Below are 19680 nucleotides of genomic sequence, written 5' to 3'. Positions count from 1 at the left end.
TTGGCAGAAAAACCTACTACCTCGGACTTTCGCCAGACTTTTGGCGCAAAGGAACCGCAGCCCATACTGCAACTGAAAAAATTCGGCATCATGGCTCTGCTGACAGAGAAAAATAATGAACTGCATTTTGTTCTGACAAAACGCGCTGCCCATGTACGCCAGCCCGGCGACATCTGCTTTCCCGGTGGGCATCAGGAAAAAGGCGAAAATCTGAAACAAACCGCTCTGCGGGAAACAGAGGAAGAAATCGGCATTCCTGCGGAACAAATCCAGATTTTAGGCAAAAGTAACTTCATGCTCACCGTTTATGGTGCATTGATTCAGCCATATATTGGATTCGTTTCCTATGACCATTACAAGAATCTGACTTGCCAGAAAGAAGAAGTGGCAGAAGTCTTTACAGTGCCCATTTCCTTTTTCATGGAACAGAAACCGGAAGTACATTATATGTACTGGCGGGCAGATATGACTGTGTCTTTTCCTTATGAACGCATTGAAAACGGCAAGGAATATGGTTTCCGGGATTACAAGGTTCCCGAACTGTTCTACAATTATGAAGGGAAAACCATTTGGGGACTGACTGCCCAAATCATCGACCATATTATCACCACATTACAGAGTGAAAAAGCTGAACGGAAATAAAAATACATAAAAAGCAAAATCAAATAAAATCTTATAAAACAAAAGAGCTGAAATCCTCTATAAATGGATAAGGATTTCAGCTTTCTTTATTTTCTGATGAAGATGCTCCTAAACCAGCTTTGATAAAACCTTTAAAGCTGTTTTTTCTGGACAAAATCTTCCTTTTTCTTTATGATGAAAAAAAGAGCTTTTTTCGGAAGAATGGAGGGAGCTATATGGACTATGAAGAAATTGTGAAAACCATGTCCCGCTGGATGGAGGCATATACGCCAATCTGTGAGAAAGATAATCCCCCTTTATTTCAGTTGGAACCGCCTGCCACAGAAGAAGAAATCTCCGCTGTGGAAAAACAAATCCATCGCAGACTTCCTGACAGCCTGCGGACATTTTTTCTCCATCATTCACGCTATCTGAAATTGACTGCGTATTTTTCTGATGATTTCTTGAAAAAATTACCGTCTTCCATCCATAGTTTATTTTCCGCTTTTCTGGAACTTTCTCTGGATGACCTGCCGTTATTAAACCAAAGCTGTCAAGAGGCGATTCGCGTCTGTCTGGCAGAACCAGAACATCCCTCTGCTGCACAGCTGCAAAATGTACTCCCTCTGACTTGGGTACCCTGCGGAGATCTTCTGGTATTTGATTACAGTCAGGATGCTTTCGATCCGCCCGTTCTTTATTTAGATTCCTATGCCGCAGAATATCACCTCTATGTATTGGGACACTCCTTCAGGGATTTTCTGGAGCGATACGCGGCAGTGGGGCTCTGCGGAACAGAGGATACACAGATGGCTCCCTTTTTGCCAAACAAAACCGATGGCATCCAGCCTGACTGTCCCAACGCCAAACTTTTTCGCAGTTTCTTTTTCCAAAACCAAAAATAGAAAGGAGCAAGCATATGATGAACAAAACCCATATTGCCTTAGGTATCTGCGCTGGTCTGCTTGTGGTTAACACCGGATTCCTGTTTCAGATTTCCAACAGGCAAAAAGCGCTGGAACAACAAATGGCAAATATGCAGAATCAAGTCATGGACAGCATTTCTGTCAACACATCCAGCATCACCCAGCGAATGGAAAATATTTTAGATAAACAGTCCAGTCTCCTTTCCAGCTCCAATTTTTCTGTTCAAAAACAAGATGGTGCCATTGTGCTTCTAGCGGAAGCTACACCAAAAGCCATTACAGATGGAGAAATGGCTGAGTTTCGCGTGAAAAAAGCAGATGGTTCTGTACAGTCCCAAAAAGCCACCTTGGAAAACGGTGTATGGAAAGCCGCTATGGTAACAGGGCTTTTTGATGATGGAATCCTTTCCATTGCCATTTCATCCAATGGTGTCACCAGACAGGAAGAACTGGGCAGCGTTTCCACAGCCCAATACAGCAACATAGACGCTCAAAGCCAATGGGGACAAAATTCTTCTACATTATATCTGCTGGTATATCCATCGGATTCTTTCTATGAAGCAAAGGACATCGTAAAAGCAGAAGCTAATGTGGAAAACGCTAATACTGGGGAATGTTTTACGGTTCCCATGTCTCTTATGGACAATCCGGATGATGCTTTAGAAGATGTTTACACCGATGAACCTATGGCACCCACGCCAGATGTGGAAAACTTGCAGCGGTTAGGATTTTCCGCGGACTTTACAAACAAATTTGAGGAAGGCACAGATTATCTCATCACCTTCTCTGTGACAACAACTGACGGAACCGTTCTTTCCGGCGGCGAGAATAGCACTTCTTATAGAAAAGAAAAAGCCGGTGGAACCACTTCTCTTTCCGGTGGTTCCTTGACATTACAACCTTAATATATTTTGACATAGAAAAACCCCTTTTGTATATAAACAAAAGGGGTTTTTGATTACAGCACTTTCGCAAGGAATGTCTGCAAACGTTCGCTTTTGGGATTTGTAAAGATTTCTTCTGGTGTGCCTTCTTCCACCTGACGGCCATCTGCCATGAACATAACACGGGTTGCCACTTCACGGGCAAAGCCCATTTCGTGGGTAACCACTACCATGGTCATGTTTTCTTCCGCCAGCTGTTTCATAACTTCCAGAACTTCGCCAACCATTTCGGGGTCAAGAGCGGAAGTAGGTTCGTCAAAAAGCATCACTTCCGGCTGCATACACAGAGCACGCACAATGGCAATACGCTGTTTCTGACCACCAGAAAGCTGAGAAGGATATGCGTTTGCTCTATCTTCCAGACCAACACGGCGCAGCAGACTCATTGCCATTTCCGTTGCTTCTGCTTCGCTTTTTCCCTGCAGTTTCATAGGCGCAATGATCATATTTTTCAAAATGGTCATATGGGGAAAGAGATTGAAGTGCTGGAACACCATACCCATTCTCTGACGATGGATATTGATGTCTGTTTTGATATCTGTAATATCTACGCCATCAAAATAAATGTGTCCGCCAGTAGGCACTTCCAACAGATTCAAGCAGCGCAGAAATGTGGATTTACCAGAACCGGAAGGACCGATAACAACCACAACTTCGCCTTTCTTGATTTCTGTATTGATGCCGTCCAGTGCTTTGATGGCACCTTTATTATAATGTTTCTGTAAATTTTCCACACGGATCAAGGATTCATTACCGCTCACTGTTTCTCAATCTCCTTTCCAGTTTATTTACCAGGAAGGTAAAGAACATAACCATAACCAGGTAAATCAACGCGACGCCGATCAAAGGCATAAAGGGGCTGTATGTAACGCCGCGGATAATGTCGCCGCCTTTTGTCAGGTCCTGCATAGCGATGTAACCTGCAACAGAGGTTTCTTTCAGCAATACAATGAATTCGTTTGCCAGTGCAGGCAATACGTTCTTCAGTGCCTGTGGAATGATGATGTAACGCATGGTCTGCACATAGTTAAAGCCCAAACTGCGTCCTGCTTCAAACTGACCTGGATCGATGGACATGATACCGCTTCGTACAATTTCCGCTACATAAGCACCGGAATTGACACCGAAAGCAATCATACCAACCAGCAATTTATTATTAGAGGATGCCAGAATGATATAGTACATGATCATCAGCTGTACAACAACAGGTGTACCACGAATCACTGTCAGATAAATTTTTGCGATAACATTTAAAATCTTCAGCATAAAACGTCCGAAACCGGGACGCATTTCCTGATAGTTTTTATCATATGTAGAACGGATCATTGCCAGAATGACACCCAGAACAATACCGATCAGTACAGCGCAGAATGTCAACTGCAATGTAACGCCCAGACCGTTCCAAAGATATTTCCACCGATCATCCTCAATGAAGTTCATATAAAACTGCTGCTGGATTCCTTCCCACCAGGTCTGTATTCCTTCCAAAAAAAGTCCTCCTTTTTTCCTGTAATGCCAAAACAGGGACGGTTTCCCGTCCCCGGTTTATGGTTCTTTATTGATTTCCAAAAATTATTCTGCTGTGATGTATTTGTCGATGATGGACTGTACTGTACCGTCGTCTTTCAGTTCCTGCAGAGCTGTGTTGATGGATTCTGTCAGTTCGCTGTCTTTTGCCAGAGCGATTGCATAGTCTTCTGTGATATATTCTGTATCCAGAATTTTCAGACCTTCGTTTGCTTCAACGAATGCTTTTGCGGGTTCGTTGTCGATTACAACACAGTCGATTTTGCCGGATGTCAGAGCTGCTACTGCGTCAGTACCTTTTGTGTAACGTTCTACTGTACCCAGACCAGCTTCTTCGATATCGCCTGTTGTGTACAGGTCACCAGTTGTTGCTGTCTGAACACCGATTGTATGATTTGCACCTTCTGCAAACAGATCATCAACGCTTGTGATGTCAGAATCTGCATTTACGATAACTACCTGCACGCCTGTTGCATAGCTGTCTGTGAAGTCAACGCTTTCCTGACGTTCAGGTGTTACAGTCAAACCTGCCATTGCGATGTCAGCTTTGCCGGAAACAATGGAAGGGATGATGGAGTCGAAGTTCATATCTTCGATCTGTACGTCATAACCCAGTTTTTCGCCCAGTGCTTTTGCAATTTCAGCGTCGATACCAACGATTTCCTGACCTTCGTAGTATTCATAAGGAGGGAAGTCTGCGCTGGTTGCCAGAACCAGAGTTTCTTTTGCTTCGCCGCCTTCAGCTGCTGTATCATCTGTTGTAGCTGTTTCACCACTGCCGCCGCAGCCAGCCAGAGCTGCTGTCATAGACAGTACCATTGTTGTTGCAAGAATGCCTTTTAAATATTTTTTCATACCAATTTACCTCCCTAAAACTTCTTTTCTCTTTTTTGAACTTGCTTTACAGTCATTGCTGTCTTACAAATAGGATTATACTAGACTCATGCATAAAATGCAATCAGAATGTTTCACCAGAAATTCTTTGATTTTCAACTTTTTTTATTCACATTGCACAGTTTTTCCCATTTTTCAAGTTTTTCGAGCCATATTTTCATTTTTCCAAACTACTTTTGTAATTTTGACAAATCATTTTTATGTATAAAATAATGCATAAAACTCATTTATTCAAAAATTCTATTCGTTCTTTTATTGCAAAAATCCCTTTTTCTGCGCAGACATCAATGAACGCTCTTGTTAATAAACTCTGGCTGCATTTTGGAATACATGATTTTCTGTTCCGAATATAAGCCATAATATCCAGACAGCATATAGCTGACAGCACAAGCCAGCGTGTAGTATGCAATCCCTTCTGCGCCAAAGAGTTCCACACAAAGAATCACAGAAGCAATGGGGCAGTTTGTTACACCGCAAAACAGCGCAGCCATACCTGTTCCTGCTGCAAAAGATGCCGGCAATCCAATCCATGGACCAATGACACACCCAAAGGTTGCCCCCACAAAAAAGGATGGTACGATTTCGCCGCCTTTATATCCTGCTCCCAGTGTCAACGCTGTCAGCAGAATTTTCCACAAAAACGCCGGATATTCCGCTTCCCCTGCAATGGCACGGGCAATGACATCCATCCCTGCCCCGTTATAATCACGGGTACCCAGCAGCAATGTGATTGCCACCACAATACATCCCCCGACAAAAATACGGATATATCCATTCTTAAAGATTTGTTTATAGTATTTCCCTGCCGTTTCCATAGCCAGACAAAACAGCACACTGACACCAGCACAAAACATTCCTAACAATATGACAGACCCAACACCTGATGGGCTCAATGACGGTACAGACTCCAATGTAAATGCTGTTGGCGTCACCCCGCAGGCCATGGAGATACCTGTTGCTGTAATGGCAGCAATAATACTTGGCACAATGGCTGAGTAATGCATAATACCAACAGTAATGACTTCCATAGAAAACACCACCGCCGCTACAGGTGTACCAAATAATGCCGCAAAGCCAGCACTCATACCGCACATGGTAATGATTCTTTCATCCTTTTCATCCAGCTTGATTTTTCTGCCGATAAAAGATCCAATGCTTCCCCCAATCTGAAGCGCTGCCCCTTCTCTGCCGGCAGAACCGCCCAGCAAATGAGTAATGATGGTACTGATAAAAATCAGCGGTGTCAAACGCAAACTTACTTTTTCATTGACACGAACGGCAATCAAAATCAGATTGGTACCGCGGTCATTCTGCATCCGAAGCAAGTGGTACAGCCCTGCAATGACAAGACCGCCCAAAGGCAGCAGAAACAGTATCCATGGATGGGACATGCGAAATGCAGTCACTTCCTCCAGCAATATATGAAATATAATTCCTACCACACCAACAACTGCACCAATGACAGCACCGATGAAAGACCATATCAAAAAAACGTAAACGCCCTTTTCACTGCCCTCTAAATAACGGTTAAGTCTTTCCAGCAAACCGAATCTCTCCTTTTATTCTAATTTCTTCCTGCAGAATCCATCCTTAGAAGATTTGTTCTTCCTATCAAAACAGTTTGCAGTCATTATACCATAGCCCATCTTTCCTGCAAAACAAAACCCAGAATTTTTGCAAAGAAAAAGCAATTTCCTCAAAAGACACCTTCTGAAAAAATTACTTTTCCAAAAAATTTCTACCTATTAGATATTCTGATATAACTCATTCAATCTATTACTTTGGTTCATGGCTTCTGTTCTTCTTCGTCTGTTTGCATTTCTTCCTGTTCTTCCGAAGAACATTCTTCCATTTCCATCATTCCTGTTTCGTCTTTGGTTTCTTCCACAGATTCTTCTTCCATTTCATCGTCTTGTTCTTCCTCTTCGCTGGGATCATTTCTCCAAAGCTGCATGCTAACAATGGCTTTAAACAAATCGCCATCTACCTGAATACCAAAAGTACCGCCCTGTACTTCTGCCAGACTTTGGGCAATGGAAAGTCCCAGACCACTGCCTTCTGTAGTACGAGAACTGTCCCCACGGACAAAACGTTCCGTCAGTCGAGTAGCATCAAAGTCAATAGGCGCTGCGGAAATATTTTTCATTACCAGAATCCCGTGTTCTTCCGTCTGGAAAATATCAATATATACTCGAGAACCTACCATAGAATACTTGATGACATTTGACAGCATATTTTCCAGAATTCGCCACATATGTCTGCCATCTGCTTCGATAAAGACTGGTTCTGGACAACTGAGCCTGAATTCCAGTTTCGCTTCTTCAATCTTTTCTTCCATTTCCCCAATTGCCTGCATAGTCAACTGACGATAATCAATGCGCATTTTTTCTACAGCCACATTGCCGCTGGAAACTTTGCTGGCTTCGATCAGATCTTCAATCAATTGTTTCAAACGATAGGACTTCACTTGCAGCACATCCACATAATCTCTGGCAACCGGGTTGTCCAGTTTCTGCTGTTTCAGCAAATCCACGTAAGTGACGATGGATGTCAGCGGTGTTTTCAAGTCATGGGAAACATTGGTGATCAATTCTGTTTTCATACGCTCCCCTTTTACCGCTTCTTCTACGGCGTTTTTCAACCCATCCTGAATATTTGCAATATCTTCCGCAAAATTCAGGAAAGACGGAGAAATCTCTGCCAAATCCAACTGGTAAGTCAGATTGCCTTTTGACGTTTCTCTCGCAGAAATCATAATGCGCTTCAAAGAACGCAAGGCACGCAAAAACAGATACAAGCAGAATATATTAAACGCAATCAAAAGCCCAAAGAACAAAAGTACCAGACTACTGTTAAAATACATACAGATCATAAACACCAGGAAACAGTTGCCAACGCCATATGCCAGCATCACTAACAGCATCCAACCCCTAAAAGTTGCCCCAGTGAAAAGAGATGCTATTTTCCGCAGGAATACAGAAACCAACGTATTCCGTGCCAAAATCTTTCCTTTGATCTGTCTACTCAGGGACAAAACGTAACTAAGCCCCACTGCTACGTCTGCAATATACAAAATGCCCAGCAGCGTCAAGAATACATAGGACCAGAATGGCATACCGCGGTAAAGAATAAACTCCAGCAGCGTCAGTGCCATAAAGAAGGAAAAGATTCCAAACAACGCCACCAACAGGAAATGTATTTCATTATAGATTCTGTCTACAAGGAGGTATTTCACCTGACCGCCTTTTGTTTTCTGACCTGCCACACGAATCAGATATACCAAACAAATCATAAACAGCAAAAAAGCAACGGTGGATACCACAAACAGGTAAGGCATACTGGTCTTTGCCAATACAAATTCCTGATATAAATCATAGAAATCATCGCCCTCTCTAAGCGGCTCATCCACTGCGGCATACACACGGTAATTGCTGTTTTCCACATAAGCATTGCTGTATGCGTAATAAGACTTATCGCTGAGGTTATCACTGGAGAATTCTGCAGAAAGCATGATGGTATGGCTTTTACTGCTAACTTCTGCTCGTGTTGCATTTCCGGCAATGACACGCCCCTGCTCATCTTCTACAAAATAATAAAAATTCGTTAAACCTTCTAGATACCGCACCGCTTCTCGGTACTCATCCAACTGATCTTGAATGTACATCTGGCGGTACTGAGGCAGACGAGTTTCTACCAATTCCTCATATTCTATGAACTTGTCCTCCAGCCTTTCGGGAATGACTCCATAAACAATAAGTCCGTCATAAGTATCATTGATTTCTGTATTACCAGTTATGACCCCATCAATGATGTTGTAATATCTCTTGAACCCAGCCAGCAGTGCTTCCCTGTCCACTTTTTCCCCTGACTGTATCTTGGCTTCGCTTTCATAATAAACATCAGCCAAAACTGCTTCGTCTAATGCAGAAAAAAACAGGTTCCGCAACTCCACAGTGTCATAAAAATTTTCTTCCGTCAGGATGCTCCTGCCCCAGTTTTTCGTTATGCTGGAAAAGACAACCCCACAGAAAAAAATCACCAGCGCCATGATAAAGAGTATACAGGCAGCACATACCTTCCAGCCAGTCTGATACAGCTTAGATTTTTTCGATTTTGTAGCCAATACCCCACACCACCTTCAAATACTTTGGCTCTTTCGGATTGATCTCGATTTTTTCACGAATACGACGAATATGCACAGAAACCGTATTTTCCGGTGCGAAAGATAATTCATTCCATACTTTTTCATAAATCTGATCAATGGAGAATACTTTTCCGGCATTTTCCATCAAAAGCTGCAAAATGCCATATTCCGTTGCAGTCAGTTTTACAGGTTCCCCTTCCACACGAACTTCCTTGGCATCTTTGTCCAGTTCCAGACCACCAATTTTAATCACATTGCTTTTTTCTGCGATACTGCCCAAAGAGGTATACCGACGCATCTGGCTTTTTACTCTTGCCAGCAGTTCCAGCGGATTAAACGGTTTTGTGATATAATCATCGGCACCGAAGTTCAGACCCAGAATCTTATCTGTGTCTTCAGATTTGGCAGACAGAATGATAATGGGAATATTCAGTGTTTCACGGATTTTCACTGTTGTATTGAGCCCGTCCATTTTAGGCATCATCACATCCAGCAGAATCAGATGGATCTCATTTTCTTCCAATGCCTGCAATGCTTCCAGACCGTTATAGGCTTTGATTACATTATAGTTTTCCTGTTTCAGATAAATTTCGATGGCATCCACGATGCTCTTGTCGTCATCACAAACCAGAATATTAAATTTATTTTCCATAATATTTCCCCCTGTATTGCATTTTTTCTCAACGATATCATAACAAGTAAATTTTACAAAAAAACGGTGACTTCCTTACAAAAAAATTAAATTATCTAAAAACAGTTTACCATGTTCCGGGATAAAACACAAAGGCGGAATGTTCTAACTGACAAAAATATCATTCTTCTATTATTTTTTAATCCCTACTATTTCTATGTATTTTTTATGTTTTATCACAATACATAATTATTTTTATGATATATGTAAATTTTACCTGTATACCCTTGTAATTTTTTCACAAATGATGTATAATGCAGGCGTAATGAGTTATGTTTTTTCTGCCATACCATTCGGGGCAAAAGTGTAACGGTGTGACAAGAAAAAAATTTATGTTTTAAGGAGGAATATCATGAAAAAACGTACAGGAAAAATGATTTCCCTGTCTCTGGCAGTTGCTATGGCTGTGACAGCGGCTCCTGTGACTGCATTGGCAGACGAACCTGTCAAAACAGACGTGATTGAAGCGCCTGCTTTGACCTCTGCGGATCAGACAGAGGAAACAACAACCGAAGAAGGTACCGCTTGGGCAGAACTGACACCTGCGGAAAAGACAGAGGAAGAAGAGGTTCTTTCTGATGAAGGTACTGAAACAACAGAGGGTATCACTACTGTTGAGGAATTAAATGATGAAGCCAGCGCAAAAGAAAATGTTTTCTACGTTGACGAAACACAAGGAAACGGATATACTACATTGTCCGATGCTTTGAAACAAGCCGGTACAACCGAATCTACTATTGTTTTGAAAAATAATGTAACAGGCGATTTCACAATTGCAGAAGATCAGAATATCACATTAGATTTGAATGGTTATACCATCACAAATACATCCAATCATACCATTACTAATAATGGGAAGCTGACAATCAAAGATTCCAGCGAAGAAAAAACTGGTACAATCACTAACTCTACCCATGGCAAAGGTGCTTTGGTAAACAACTACGGCGGCACTGTTGATATTGAAAGTGGTACTTTGACTCGTGAAGAAGCCACAGATAATTCTTGGTACGTAATCAGCAATGATGGCACAATGAATATCAAAGGTGGTTCCATTATTAATAAAGTTGTTAAATCAACATCCTCTCTGATTCGAAATGAAGGTGAGATGGACATTTCTGGCGGATATCTGAAACATGATTTTATTGCTGTAAAAAATGATGATACAGGCAAAGGCGAACTGAGCACCTTGACTGTCCGTGGTGACGTTGTCATCGAAAGCCCTGAACAAGCCATTCAGAACTGGACAACCGCCGTTATTTCCGGCGGTACTATGAATGGTAAAGTTTCCACTTGGGGTTATAATGGACAGTGCGGAAATACAGAAATTACTGGTGGAACCATCAATGGAAATATTACCATTGGTATTGATAAGTCTAATCTTTTAAACTCTTCAAAGATTCCTGAAGTAACAATTTCTAATGGTACCATCACTGGAGATATTGAATTTTTGACAGGCGGCACCAGTACTGCTGCTCCAGAAAATACTAAAGGTTCTTTTGTTATCAATAATGGTGTAACCATTAATGGTGATGTTAAAAACCCTTCTGCTGGTACTGTTGAAATTACAAACGCAACTGTTGAAGGCGCTATTTCCAATACTGGTTCCGGCTCCATGGCTGTCATCGAAAGTAAAATCGGCAGCTATACTTCTGGACAGAATATTACCTTTGTAGATAGCACTACAACCAACGGTGACACCATTGAAAACACACAGGATGTAAGTGCTGCCTGCGCAAGAATTGGCGCTAAATATTACAATACATTGAAAGAAGCTTTGACAGAATCCAAATCTGGTGACACCATTACATTGGTCAAAGATGTAACTGTATCAAACACTCAGGCTATGGCAAATTCTAACTACAATGAAGCTGTCATTACACTGAAAGATGGTGTTACTTTAGACGGCGATACCCACACCATTTATGCATCTGAATCTTGGGTCAAGAGTACAGATGGTAATAATATCGATAAACCTGCAAACCATATTGTAGGTGTAAGTGGCGTTTCCGCAACCATTAAAAACCTGACAATCGTCGGAAATGAAAATACAAAACATGGTATCAACGCATTTGGTACAAATGGTACTAATACTTTGATTGTCAATAATGTTACTATCAAAAATTGCGGTACTGCTGGTATGGTAATAAAAGGCGCAAAAGTTACAGCTACCAACATCAATACAGAAGGTAACCCTTGGGGTGCTATCAATGTTGATAAAAGTAATGGTTCTACATTGGATTTGACAGGTGGTACCTTCAAAGAAAATGTTCAGATTTGGACTGAATCCGATGGCTCTAATGTTTTACTTGATGGCGTTCAGCTTGATAAAGTAACTGGCGAAGGTACAAACTTGAAAGGTTATACCTACTTTACTGATGATGTTTCTAAGCTGGGTGCAGCCTACAACGAAACAACCGAAACAATTTACGAATCTTTGGCTGATGCTTTAACTGCAGCTCGGAGTGGAAATACAATTTCCGTTGTTAAAGACACTGAATTGACTACAGATAAAACTGTTGCAGAAGGTGTAACTTTGGTAGTCAACCCCGATGTAACTCTGTCTATTGCAAAAGATGCAACCTTGACCAACAATGGTACCATTGAAGAGAAAGGTAAAATTAATGGTACTGTAACAAACAATGCAGGAACTGCAACAAAATATTACACTGTAACATTTACCTCAAACAAAGAAATCGAAAGTGTTGAAGTAAAAGACAGAAATGATAGCACAATCAAACCAAATGTTGAAGGAAAATTTGTTTATAGTCTGAAAGATGGCACATACACCTATACTATGGAAACTGTACGTGGTACAAGAACCGGTTCCTTCACTGTTGATGGAGAAGAATTGACCATTAATGAAAGATTTAGTTCCGGCGGTTCTTCCCACAGCTACGACGGCTACATCACCATCATCAATCCCAAAAACGGTGAAGTTACTGTCAGCGATGACTGGGCTTACGAAGATGACAAAATCACACTGACTATCACACCTGACAAAGGCTACGAAGTTGACAAAATCGAAATCGTTGACGACGAAGGCGACAAAATCGACGCAAAGAAAGTAGAAGACAAAGACAACAAATACACCTTCCGCATGGCAAACTGTGACGTAACTGTTACCGTAACATTCAAAGAAGAAGGCAAAACAACAGAAGATACTGACAAAGAAGAAGACAAGGACGAAGAAAACACAGAAACAACAGAACTGAACTTCACAGACGTGAAGGAAAGCGACTGGTTCTTCAAAGGCGTAGAATATGTTGTAGATAAAGGCATCATGAGCGGCATTTCCGAAAACGAATTCGCTCCTTCCGGCAAACTGACACGTGCAATGCTGGTACAGATGCTTTACAACATGGAAAGCCGTCCCGCATGTGATGCTGAAAACGCATTCATGGACGTTCCCGTTGGTCAGTGGTACACAGATGCAGTCATCTGGGCAAATGACGAAAAGATCGTCAGCGGCATGGGTGATGGTCTGTTCGCTCCTAACATGGAAATCACCAGAGAACAGATGGTAGTAATGCTGTACAACTACGCAAAATACAAAGGCTATGACGTAACTGCTTCTGCAGGCCTGTCCAAATTTGCGGACAACGCAAGCGTTTCCACATGGGCACAGCCTGCAATGCAGTGGGCAGTAGCTGAAGGCTACATCAGCGGCATGGGTGACAACCAGCTGGCTCCTCAGGGCACAGCAACCAGAGCAGAAATTGCTTCCGTAATCATGCGTTTCATGGAAGCAACAGCAGAATCTGCTGAAACTGCTGAATAATCATACGATCTATAAGAGATAGATAAATTTCCACCTCAACTCGCACGAAATATAAAAGGACAGTCTCCTTTCCATAGGGCTTATGCCCTTTCCCCACAGGAAGCTGTCCGCTATCTCTCACAAAAAAACCGGAAACACCTGATTCATTCAGGTATTTCCGGTTTTTATATTTTAATCAAAATTCATAGGAATCATTTTTCCCGGTGCAAAAGCGTAGATATAACATGCCTTCACGGGCAAATCCGTTACACGCTCCAACGCTTCTTTATAAAGCCGCAGCTGGATTTTATATTTCTCACGGAAAGCATCTTCCTGCCAAAGTCGGTCGCTTTTATAGTCCATCAGCACAACTGCATTTTCTTCCACGAAATAACAGTCGATAATACCATTAATCTGGATAAATTCCTCCATATTCTGATAAATATCATCCAGAAAAACTTCTTTTGGCTCCACAAGCATAGCAAAAGGCTGTTCTTTATGAATTTCATCCGCCTTCTGCATCCGTTTTGCCAAATCAGAAGAAAAGAAAGTCAGAAGTTCTTTTCTGCGAATAGCTGCTTTTTCTTCTTCTGTCAGTCTGCCCTGCTGCTGCAGCTCTGTCAACAGTTCTTCCAAAGCATCGGCATCATAAGCTTTCCGCAGGTCTGCCGCTTCCATGACCGTATGCATGGCTGTACCGATTTCTGCCGCTGTCAGCCCTTCTTTTTTCTGCCCAAACTGGGGAATCTGCAATTCCTGCGGCACCTGTGCTTCTTCGCCAGAAATTTCCGCCTGATACCGCCGTTTGATTTCAGAAATGGAAACTTTTGTAGGCAGCATGGTTGCTGTTTCGTGATCATATTTCCATGACAGGATACGGAAAATCTCCTCTTTTCTGCCGCTGTAATCCGGTTTTGTATCCCAATTTTCAAAGACATTCTGCTGTTCTTCTGCCAGTTCCTGTTTTTCCTGCTCTGCTCCGTAGATATCGCCTTTTTCCAAAAAGGTGAATTTCCATTTGGAAGGCTCATCCAAAAATTGTCGTGCCTCTCCCCGATCTGTTGGTTCCCAAGGCTCCGGCAATACCCTTACCTGGGGATGTCGCAGAAGTGCCGGCATAATCCAATCCAGATAGCTTCTTCCTCGGCGCAGACGGAATACAGGCAGCAATTCTTCCACAGAATCTGCTGTTTCTGCCCATTTTTCCACAGATCTTTGCAGATTACGCACCGTTCCTGTCAAAATCAGTTTTTCCTTTGCTCTGGTCAACGCTACATATAATACACGCATTTCCTCTGACAGATTTTCCAACTTGATGGCTTCTGCCAAAGCAGTTTTGGACAACGTCCGATAAGAAGCCCGATGGTCCAAATCCATATAATCCATGCCATATCCCCATTCCTGATGGGTGATGACAGCGGCACGGGTATCAGCTTCGTTGAACTGTTTCCCAAGGTCTGCCACAAAGACCACAGGAAATTCCAGCCCCTTACTTTTATGTATGGTCATGACACGCACCAGATCATCCGCTTCACTTTGGAGTTTTGCGGCGGAGGATTCTGTTTCTGCCGTCTTCATATCCTCCACAAATCGAATGAAATGGAACAGCCCTTTTCCGCTGTTATTTTCATAAGTTTCTGCTTTTTCCAGCAACAGCCGCAGGTTTGCCTGTCGCAGACTGCCACCGGGGGTCATACCCGCATAATCATAATATCCTGTTTGCTGATAGAGATACCGCAGCAATTCACAAAGGGACAATTCTTTTGCCATTTCCCGCCAATCCTGCAAGTCTGCTTGGAAGCGTTCCAGTTTTTCCAGAATTTCCTCTTCCGCCCCCTCCGCCAGATACCGCAGGACACATTCATAAAACAGACCATCGCCGCCAAAAAGACGGATTTCCGTCAAAGCATCGGCACTGATGCCATAAAGGGGCGAATGGAGTACAGAAAGCAAGGGAATATCCTGATAGGGATTGTCAATGAGGCGCAGAAAATTCAAAACTGTATCAATTTCTGGCACATCGAAGTATCCTTCTGCTGTTTCTGCATAATACGGAATGCCTTCTTTGCCGAAAATATCATCCAGCGTCGTGCCCCAACTGCGGATACTCCGCACCAGAACTGCCACATCCCGATATTCCATAGGGCGATAGCTTTCCAGCCCACGGTCATAAACCTGATAGCCAGCTTTCATCATTTCTCTGATCTTTCCAGCAATCATGGTAGCTTCCATTTGCCGTTTATCCAGTTCTTCCAAATCTGTCAGCTGCTCTTCTGTCTCTTCCGAGGACAAATCCAGCAGCATCATTTCATTTTCGCCACCGCAAAGCCCATCAAAGTCAGGGAAATCCGCTCCGGCATACAATGCCGCTTCGTCATTATAATCCACATCCCCAAAAGCTTCCGACATGGTCTGGCGGAAAATGAAGTTAATGCCATCCAGCACATTTTTCCGGCTGCGGAAGTTTTTGGAAAGAATGATTTTTCGGGTTTTGCCGCCTTTTTCCACAGGATACGTGCGGTATTTCTCATTGAACAGCTGAGGCATAGCAAGGCGGAAACGATAAATGCTCTGCTTCACATCCCCTACCATAAAGCGGTTGTTATTGCCGTCATAAGCGCCGGATACTGCTGTCAGCAGCATTTCCTGCACCACATTGCTGTCCTGATACTCGTCAATCATAATCTCATCATACTTTTGCTGCATCTGTTTTGCGGCGTCTGTAGGAATGATATTGTCTTTGGTACTGCCGGGTTCCGTGAGGATTTGCAGGGCAAAATGTTCGTAGTCATTGAAATCCAACCAGAGTTTTTCTTTTTTCGCCTGTGCAAAGGCTTCCGCAAAACGAATGACTGTTTCCGATAAGGCTTTGGCAATGGGATACAGAGAGGAAATGAGTTTTGTTTGGGTTTCTGCTCCATAGCAGAAATAAGTTTCTCCCAGCTTGCCGATAGACGCCTTGGCTTCGTTTCGCAGGTTTTTCACCCATTCCGCTGTATCTTTCTCCTGACCACGATAAGCAGGCATGCGTGCAAAATCAACGGCAACATAGGCTTGGTGCCAATCCGCGTAGCTGGGATGTTCCAATGCCTGCCGCAGGGCTTTTACGCCTTCCAATTCCGCCTCTAAGCGTTCTCCATAAGCAGTAAATTCCCCATTTCCACAGATGCGGTCATAAGCCTTTTGAAGGGTATAAAAGGCATATTCCACCCCATTGGTAATACCTTCCCCAATGAGGGGCATCCATGCGCACTGGTCAATGGTATCGCCATCAGCCATATAAAACTGCTCTGCCATCTTCCGCAGAAGATTTTCTGGGTCAGGATACCCCTGAGAGAATTTATAAACCTGCAAAATCAAATCTTTCAGCCGCTGATCCCCTGTATTTTCTCCATAGGTTTCCAGCAAACGAAGAAAACCTTCATCCTCTGCTTCATAAAGGGTTTCAAACAATTCTCCCAGCACATCTTTTTGCAGCAAAGCGATTTCCGCTGGGTCTGCCGTTTTCACTGCCGGGTCAATATCCAGTCTGTCATAATACTCCCGAATAACTTGCAGACAAAAAGCGTGAATGGTTTTGATGTCTGCCCGACTCAAATAGGTGAGCTGGTTCTGCAAATGGACATCATCGGGCTTTTCTTCCAGTTTTTTTGTAATGGCAGCACCGATTCGCTGGCTCATTTCTGCCGCTGCCGCTTTTGTAAACGTCACCACCAGCAAACGGTCAATATCCAGCGGGTCTTCTTCTGCTGTAATCCGCTGAATGATACGCTCTACCAATACGGCTGTTTTGCCGCTGCCTGCCGCCGCAGAAACAAGGATATCGCTTCCTCTGGCATCAATGGCTTCTTTCTGCTGTGTTGTCCACTTTGCTCCCACGCTGTTTCACCTCATCTTTTCTTACGAACCAGACGCCTTTTGCAGCCGGATATGAAAAGGCACATACCCCACAAAAGACGCCATAAAGCTACTGTAAGAATTATACCAGAAGTTCAGCAAAAACGCCAACGTCTGAGGGGTCATCTCTAAGGTGTGAAACAAATACCTCGCCGTGGTGCGGGCAAATAAATCTGCAAAGCCACTTTGATACAAACTGGCGCAACGGTATAGGATATCTGCCATCTGTCTTTCTTTTTCGTCCAGTTCATAGACCCTTGCCATTGACGCGGACATTTCCTCCCAATCCAATTGTTTTTTCCTGCGGCGCACCACACGAATGGTATGATGGATGCCAGCCAGCTTAAAAAACCGCTTTCCGCTTTCCAAATCCAGTCGTTCCACATTGGCTCTGAAATAATTCTCCCGGCTGAAATCCAGCAAAAACATCTCATAGCCATCGGCTACGGTACTTTCAATACACTGCATGTAATATGCTTCATAAAAAGGTGTTTCCTGTGCTGCCCGGGAAAGATAGCTTTCTTTCTGCCTTTCCAGATAAAGGGTAACAGGGTCCTGTTTCTGTCTGATATGTAACTGCATGAAAATTCCTCCTTCTTTTTCTATTGTAAAAGAAAGCAGACCTGTCCATGGGGAATTTTCACCGCAAATGACAACAAAAAAAGAGTGTTTTCGCATAGGAAACACTCTTTTTGAGAGAACAGGCGGCTGTGCACCGCCGCCCGCTTTTTGCACTGTCTGATCCCTGAGGGTATCAGCAGTTACCGCAGTTGTTCAGCTGACCGCCGCAGTTATTGTTGCCGCAGCAGCACAGCAGGATCAGAATCCACAGCCAGGAATTGTCATTGCCACAGCCGCAGTTGCTGTTGTTGTTATTGCCGCACAGGCACAACAGCAGAATTACCCAAATGAAACTGTCATTACCGCAACCACCAAATCCACACATAATAAAAATACCTCCTTAAGTAAATTGTATCGACTTACAATTTAATCTTATGAGGTATTTTTTGCTTTCTTGCCTGTCTACTTAAAATTTTTTATCGGGGAAGCTGCAGATCGGAAACCAGAATGTCCACAGTAAAACCACCCATTTCATCCATGAGACTCACCATAGTAATGTGTTCCGCATCATGGAAGTACAGCAAATGGCTCATGCCTTTTTCCACTGCCAGTGCCTGATTTTCCTCCAGACCTTCCAGCTGGCTTTCCAGCACTTCCATCCCTGCCGCCAGATACGCTCTGGCAATGCGTGCCGCTGTTTCCTGTCCATCAGGATGGGCAGCAAAAACTGCTTTTACTTTCTGTTCCATATTGTGCCGCCTCTTTTCTCAGGAATTGCCGTTCTTTTCATGGAGCATTTTTTCCAGTTCGTCAATAAAACTGTTGATGTCCTTAAACTGACGGTATACGGATGCGAAGCGTACATAAGCCACTTCGTCCAAGTCTTTCAGCCGTTCAATGACCATATTCCCCAGCTGTTTGCTTTCCACTTCTCTTTCGCCGCTGCCTGCCAGTGTATTTTCAATATCATCCACCAGCTTCTGAATCTGCTGGGCGGTGACAGGGCGTTTGTTGCAGGATTTCATGATCCCGTTCTGAAGTTTTGCCTTATCAAAAATTTCTCTGGTGCCATCACGTTTGATGACGGTAATGGGGATCATATCCACCCTTTCATATGTGGTAAAACGCTTGCCGCATTTTTCGCAGACTCTGCGGCGGCGAATCACGGAATTATCGTCCTGCGCCCGGGAATCAATTACCTTCGTATCCGCAAAATTACAAAAAGGACATTTCATGCCCAATCCTCCTCCTGTGTTTCTCAATTTCTTTGGTTTTTAGTATAAAGCAGAAATGCCCGCAGGTCAAGCACAAAGGGCAGTTTCTGTCCTATAGGGTCTCATCCCGTTCCATGCTGTCCGCATCCACTTCCACCAGTATGATATCGTCCCCGATACGACGGATACATCGCCAAGGGATATAATAGGCTCTGCCTCTGCCAAAGGGGTTCCATCGACAGCCTTCCATGGGAATAATCAATGTGCGTATCTTCCCGGAAGGAATATCCAATTCCAAGTCTCCCACAAAGCCCAACCGTCTGCCATCACAAATGTTGATGACTTCTTTTTCCTGCAAATCGGAGAATTTTTCCATTGACTTTTCCTCCTTTTTGTTCTTATTTTACTTTATGCCTTCCTTACAAAAATACTTGCACAAAATTACAAAAGTGTGACTTTTGCCCCTTGACGCTCTATAGAAATCGTAATACAATATATGCACGA

General features: G+C 43.2%; 16 protein-coding genes. 4 read left to right on the top strand and 12 right to left on the bottom strand.

What is annotated here, in order from left to right; all coding sequences use genetic code 11:
- The 3 genes from BUB35_RS06605 (at position 1) to BUB35_RS06595 (ending at position 2452) form a co-directional block, all read left to right on the top strand.
- Entirely contained in the window at positions 1-642 is a 642-nt protein-coding gene (locus BUB35_RS06605; RefSeq protein WP_072850273.1) for an NUDIX hydrolase, read from the top strand.
- A 215-nt stretch (positions 643-857) separates the two neighbouring features.
- Positions 858-1526: an SMI1/KNR4 family protein gene (locus tag BUB35_RS06600; protein ID WP_072850271.1), complete on the top strand. Its 669-nt coding sequence runs from the start codon at positions 858-860 to the stop codon at positions 1524-1526.
- A gap of 14 nt (positions 1527-1540) precedes the next feature.
- Positions 1541-2452 (top strand): hypothetical protein, encoded by a 912-nt coding sequence (locus tag BUB35_RS06595; RefSeq protein ID WP_072850269.1) that lies wholly within the window; start codon positions 1541-1543, stop codon positions 2450-2452.
- A gap of 53 nt (positions 2453-2505) precedes the next feature.
- Here BUB35_RS06595 and BUB35_RS06590 read toward each other — a convergent pair whose 3' ends face one another.
- The 6 genes from BUB35_RS06590 to BUB35_RS06565 form a co-directional block, all read right to left on the bottom strand.
- Positions 2506-3252, bottom strand: coding sequence for an amino acid ABC transporter ATP-binding protein (locus tag BUB35_RS06590; protein ID WP_072850267.1), 747 nt, complete (start codon positions 3250-3252; stop codon positions 2506-2508).
- Positions 3242-3931, bottom strand: coding sequence for an amino acid ABC transporter permease (locus BUB35_RS06585; protein WP_072850307.1), 690 nt, complete (start codon positions 3929-3931; stop codon positions 3242-3244). The genes BUB35_RS06590 and BUB35_RS06585 overlap by 11 nt, the downstream gene beginning before the upstream one ends.
- A 132-nt stretch (positions 3932-4063) precedes the next feature.
- A complete protein-coding gene (locus BUB35_RS06580; RefSeq protein WP_072850265.1) occupies positions 4064-4873 on the bottom strand; it encodes a transporter substrate-binding domain-containing protein in 810 nt (269 codons plus the stop codon).
- A 323-nt stretch (positions 4874-5196) separates the two neighbouring features.
- Positions 5197-6456 carry a chloride channel protein gene (locus tag BUB35_RS06575; RefSeq protein ID WP_072850263.1) on the bottom strand — a complete coding sequence of 420 codons (1260 nt, stop codon included), beginning with the start codon at positions 6454-6456 and terminating at the stop codon, positions 5197-5199.
- A gap of 242 nt (positions 6457-6698) precedes the next feature.
- Positions 6699-9035 (bottom strand): MFS domain-containing histidine kinase, encoded by a 2337-nt coding sequence (locus tag BUB35_RS06570; protein ID WP_072850261.1) that lies wholly within the window; start codon positions 9033-9035, stop codon positions 6699-6701.
- Complete coding sequence (locus BUB35_RS06565; RefSeq protein WP_022254573.1) at positions 9010-9708, bottom strand: response regulator transcription factor; 699 nt, start codon at positions 9706-9708, stop codon at positions 9010-9012. The genes BUB35_RS06570 and BUB35_RS06565 overlap by 26 nt, the downstream gene beginning before the upstream one ends.
- Before the next feature lie 391 nt (positions 9709-10099).
- On the opposite strand from BUB35_RS06565, the gene BUB35_RS06560 reads away from it, so the two are divergent.
- Positions 10100-13525, top strand: coding sequence for an S-layer homology domain-containing protein (locus tag BUB35_RS06560; protein ID WP_072850259.1), 3426 nt, complete (start codon positions 10100-10102; stop codon positions 13523-13525).
- 171 nt (positions 13526-13696) lie between these two features.
- Here BUB35_RS06560 and addA read toward each other — a convergent pair whose 3' ends face one another.
- The 6 genes from addA to BUB35_RS06530 form a co-directional block, all read right to left on the bottom strand.
- The gene (addA, locus tag BUB35_RS06555) at positions 13697-17383 is read right to left on the bottom strand and encodes a helicase-exonuclease AddAB subunit AddA (RefSeq protein WP_072850257.1); all 3687 of its coding nucleotides are present in this window, start codon (positions 17381-17383) and stop codon (positions 13697-13699) included.
- 21 nt (positions 17384-17404) lie between these two features.
- Positions 17405-17983 (bottom strand): hypothetical protein, encoded by a 579-nt coding sequence (locus BUB35_RS06550; RefSeq protein WP_143158949.1) that lies wholly within the window; start codon positions 17981-17983, stop codon positions 17405-17407.
- A gap of 172 nt (positions 17984-18155) precedes the next feature.
- The gene (locus tag BUB35_RS06545) at positions 18156-18347 is read right to left on the bottom strand and encodes a hypothetical protein (RefSeq protein WP_022254577.1); all 192 of its coding nucleotides are present in this window, start codon (positions 18345-18347) and stop codon (positions 18156-18158) included.
- Positions 18348-18438: 91 nt separating this feature from the next.
- A complete protein-coding gene (locus tag BUB35_RS06540) occupies positions 18439-18711 on the bottom strand; it encodes a hypothetical protein (RefSeq protein WP_072850253.1) in 273 nt (90 codons plus the stop codon).
- Positions 18712-18729: 18 nt separating this feature from the next.
- Positions 18730-19197: a transcriptional regulator NrdR gene (gene nrdR, locus BUB35_RS06535; protein WP_022254579.1), complete on the bottom strand. Its 468-nt coding sequence runs from the start codon at positions 19195-19197 to the stop codon at positions 18730-18732.
- A gap of 91 nt (positions 19198-19288) precedes the next feature.
- On the bottom strand, positions 19289-19552 hold the full coding sequence (locus BUB35_RS06530) for a YlmC/YmxH family sporulation protein (protein ID WP_072850251.1): 264 nt from the start codon (positions 19550-19552) through the stop codon (positions 19289-19291).
- Positions 19553-19680 lie beyond the last annotated feature (128 nt).

Origin of the sequence: Anaerotignum lactatifermentans DSM 14214 (assembly GCF_900142265.1) — a bacterium.
Lineage (GTDB): Bacteria > Bacillota > Clostridia > Lachnospirales > Anaerotignaceae > Anaerotignum > Anaerotignum lactatifermentans.
This window is presented reverse-complemented; position numbering and strand designations above follow the sequence as displayed.

Excerpts from the sequence above, each read along its gene's own strand:
- BUB35_RS06600 (WP_072850271.1), top strand. The coding sequence starts at position 858 with ATGGACTATGAAGAAATTGTGAAAACCATGTCCCGCTGGATGGAGGCA.
- BUB35_RS06595 (WP_072850269.1), top strand. The coding sequence starts at position 1,541 with ATGATGAACAAAACCCATATTGCCTTAGGTATCTGCGCTGGTCTGCTT.
- BUB35_RS06585 (WP_072850307.1), bottom strand. The coding sequence starts at position 3,931 with ATGAACTTCATTGAGGATGATCGGTGGAAATATCTTTGGAACGGTCTG.
- BUB35_RS06580 (WP_072850265.1), bottom strand. The coding sequence starts at position 4,873 with ATGAAAAAATATTTAAAAGGCATTCTTGCAACAACAATGGTACTGTCT.
- BUB35_RS06565 (WP_022254573.1), bottom strand. The coding sequence starts at position 9,708 with ATGGAAAATAAATTTAATATTCTGGTTTGTGATGACGACAAGAGCATC.
- BUB35_RS06560 (WP_072850259.1), top strand. The coding sequence starts at position 10,100 with ATGAAAAAACGTACAGGAAAAATGATTTCCCTGTCTCTGGCAGTTGCT.
- BUB35_RS06550 (WP_143158949.1), bottom strand. The coding sequence starts at position 17,983 with ATGCAGTTACATATCAGACAGAAACAGGACCCTGTTACCCTTTATCTG.
- BUB35_RS06545 (WP_022254577.1), bottom strand. The coding sequence starts at position 18,347 with ATGTGTGGATTTGGTGGTTGCGGTAATGACAGTTTCATTTGGGTAATT.
- BUB35_RS06540 (WP_072850253.1), bottom strand. The coding sequence starts at position 18,711 with ATGGAACAGAAAGTAAAAGCAGTTTTTGCTGCCCATCCTGATGGACAG.
- nrdR (WP_022254579.1), bottom strand. The coding sequence starts at position 19,197 with ATGAAATGTCCTTTTTGTAATTTTGCGGATACGAAGGTAATTGATTCC.
- BUB35_RS06530 (WP_072850251.1), bottom strand. The coding sequence starts at position 19,552 with ATGGAAAAATTCTCCGATTTGCAGGAAAAAGAAGTCATCAACATTTGT.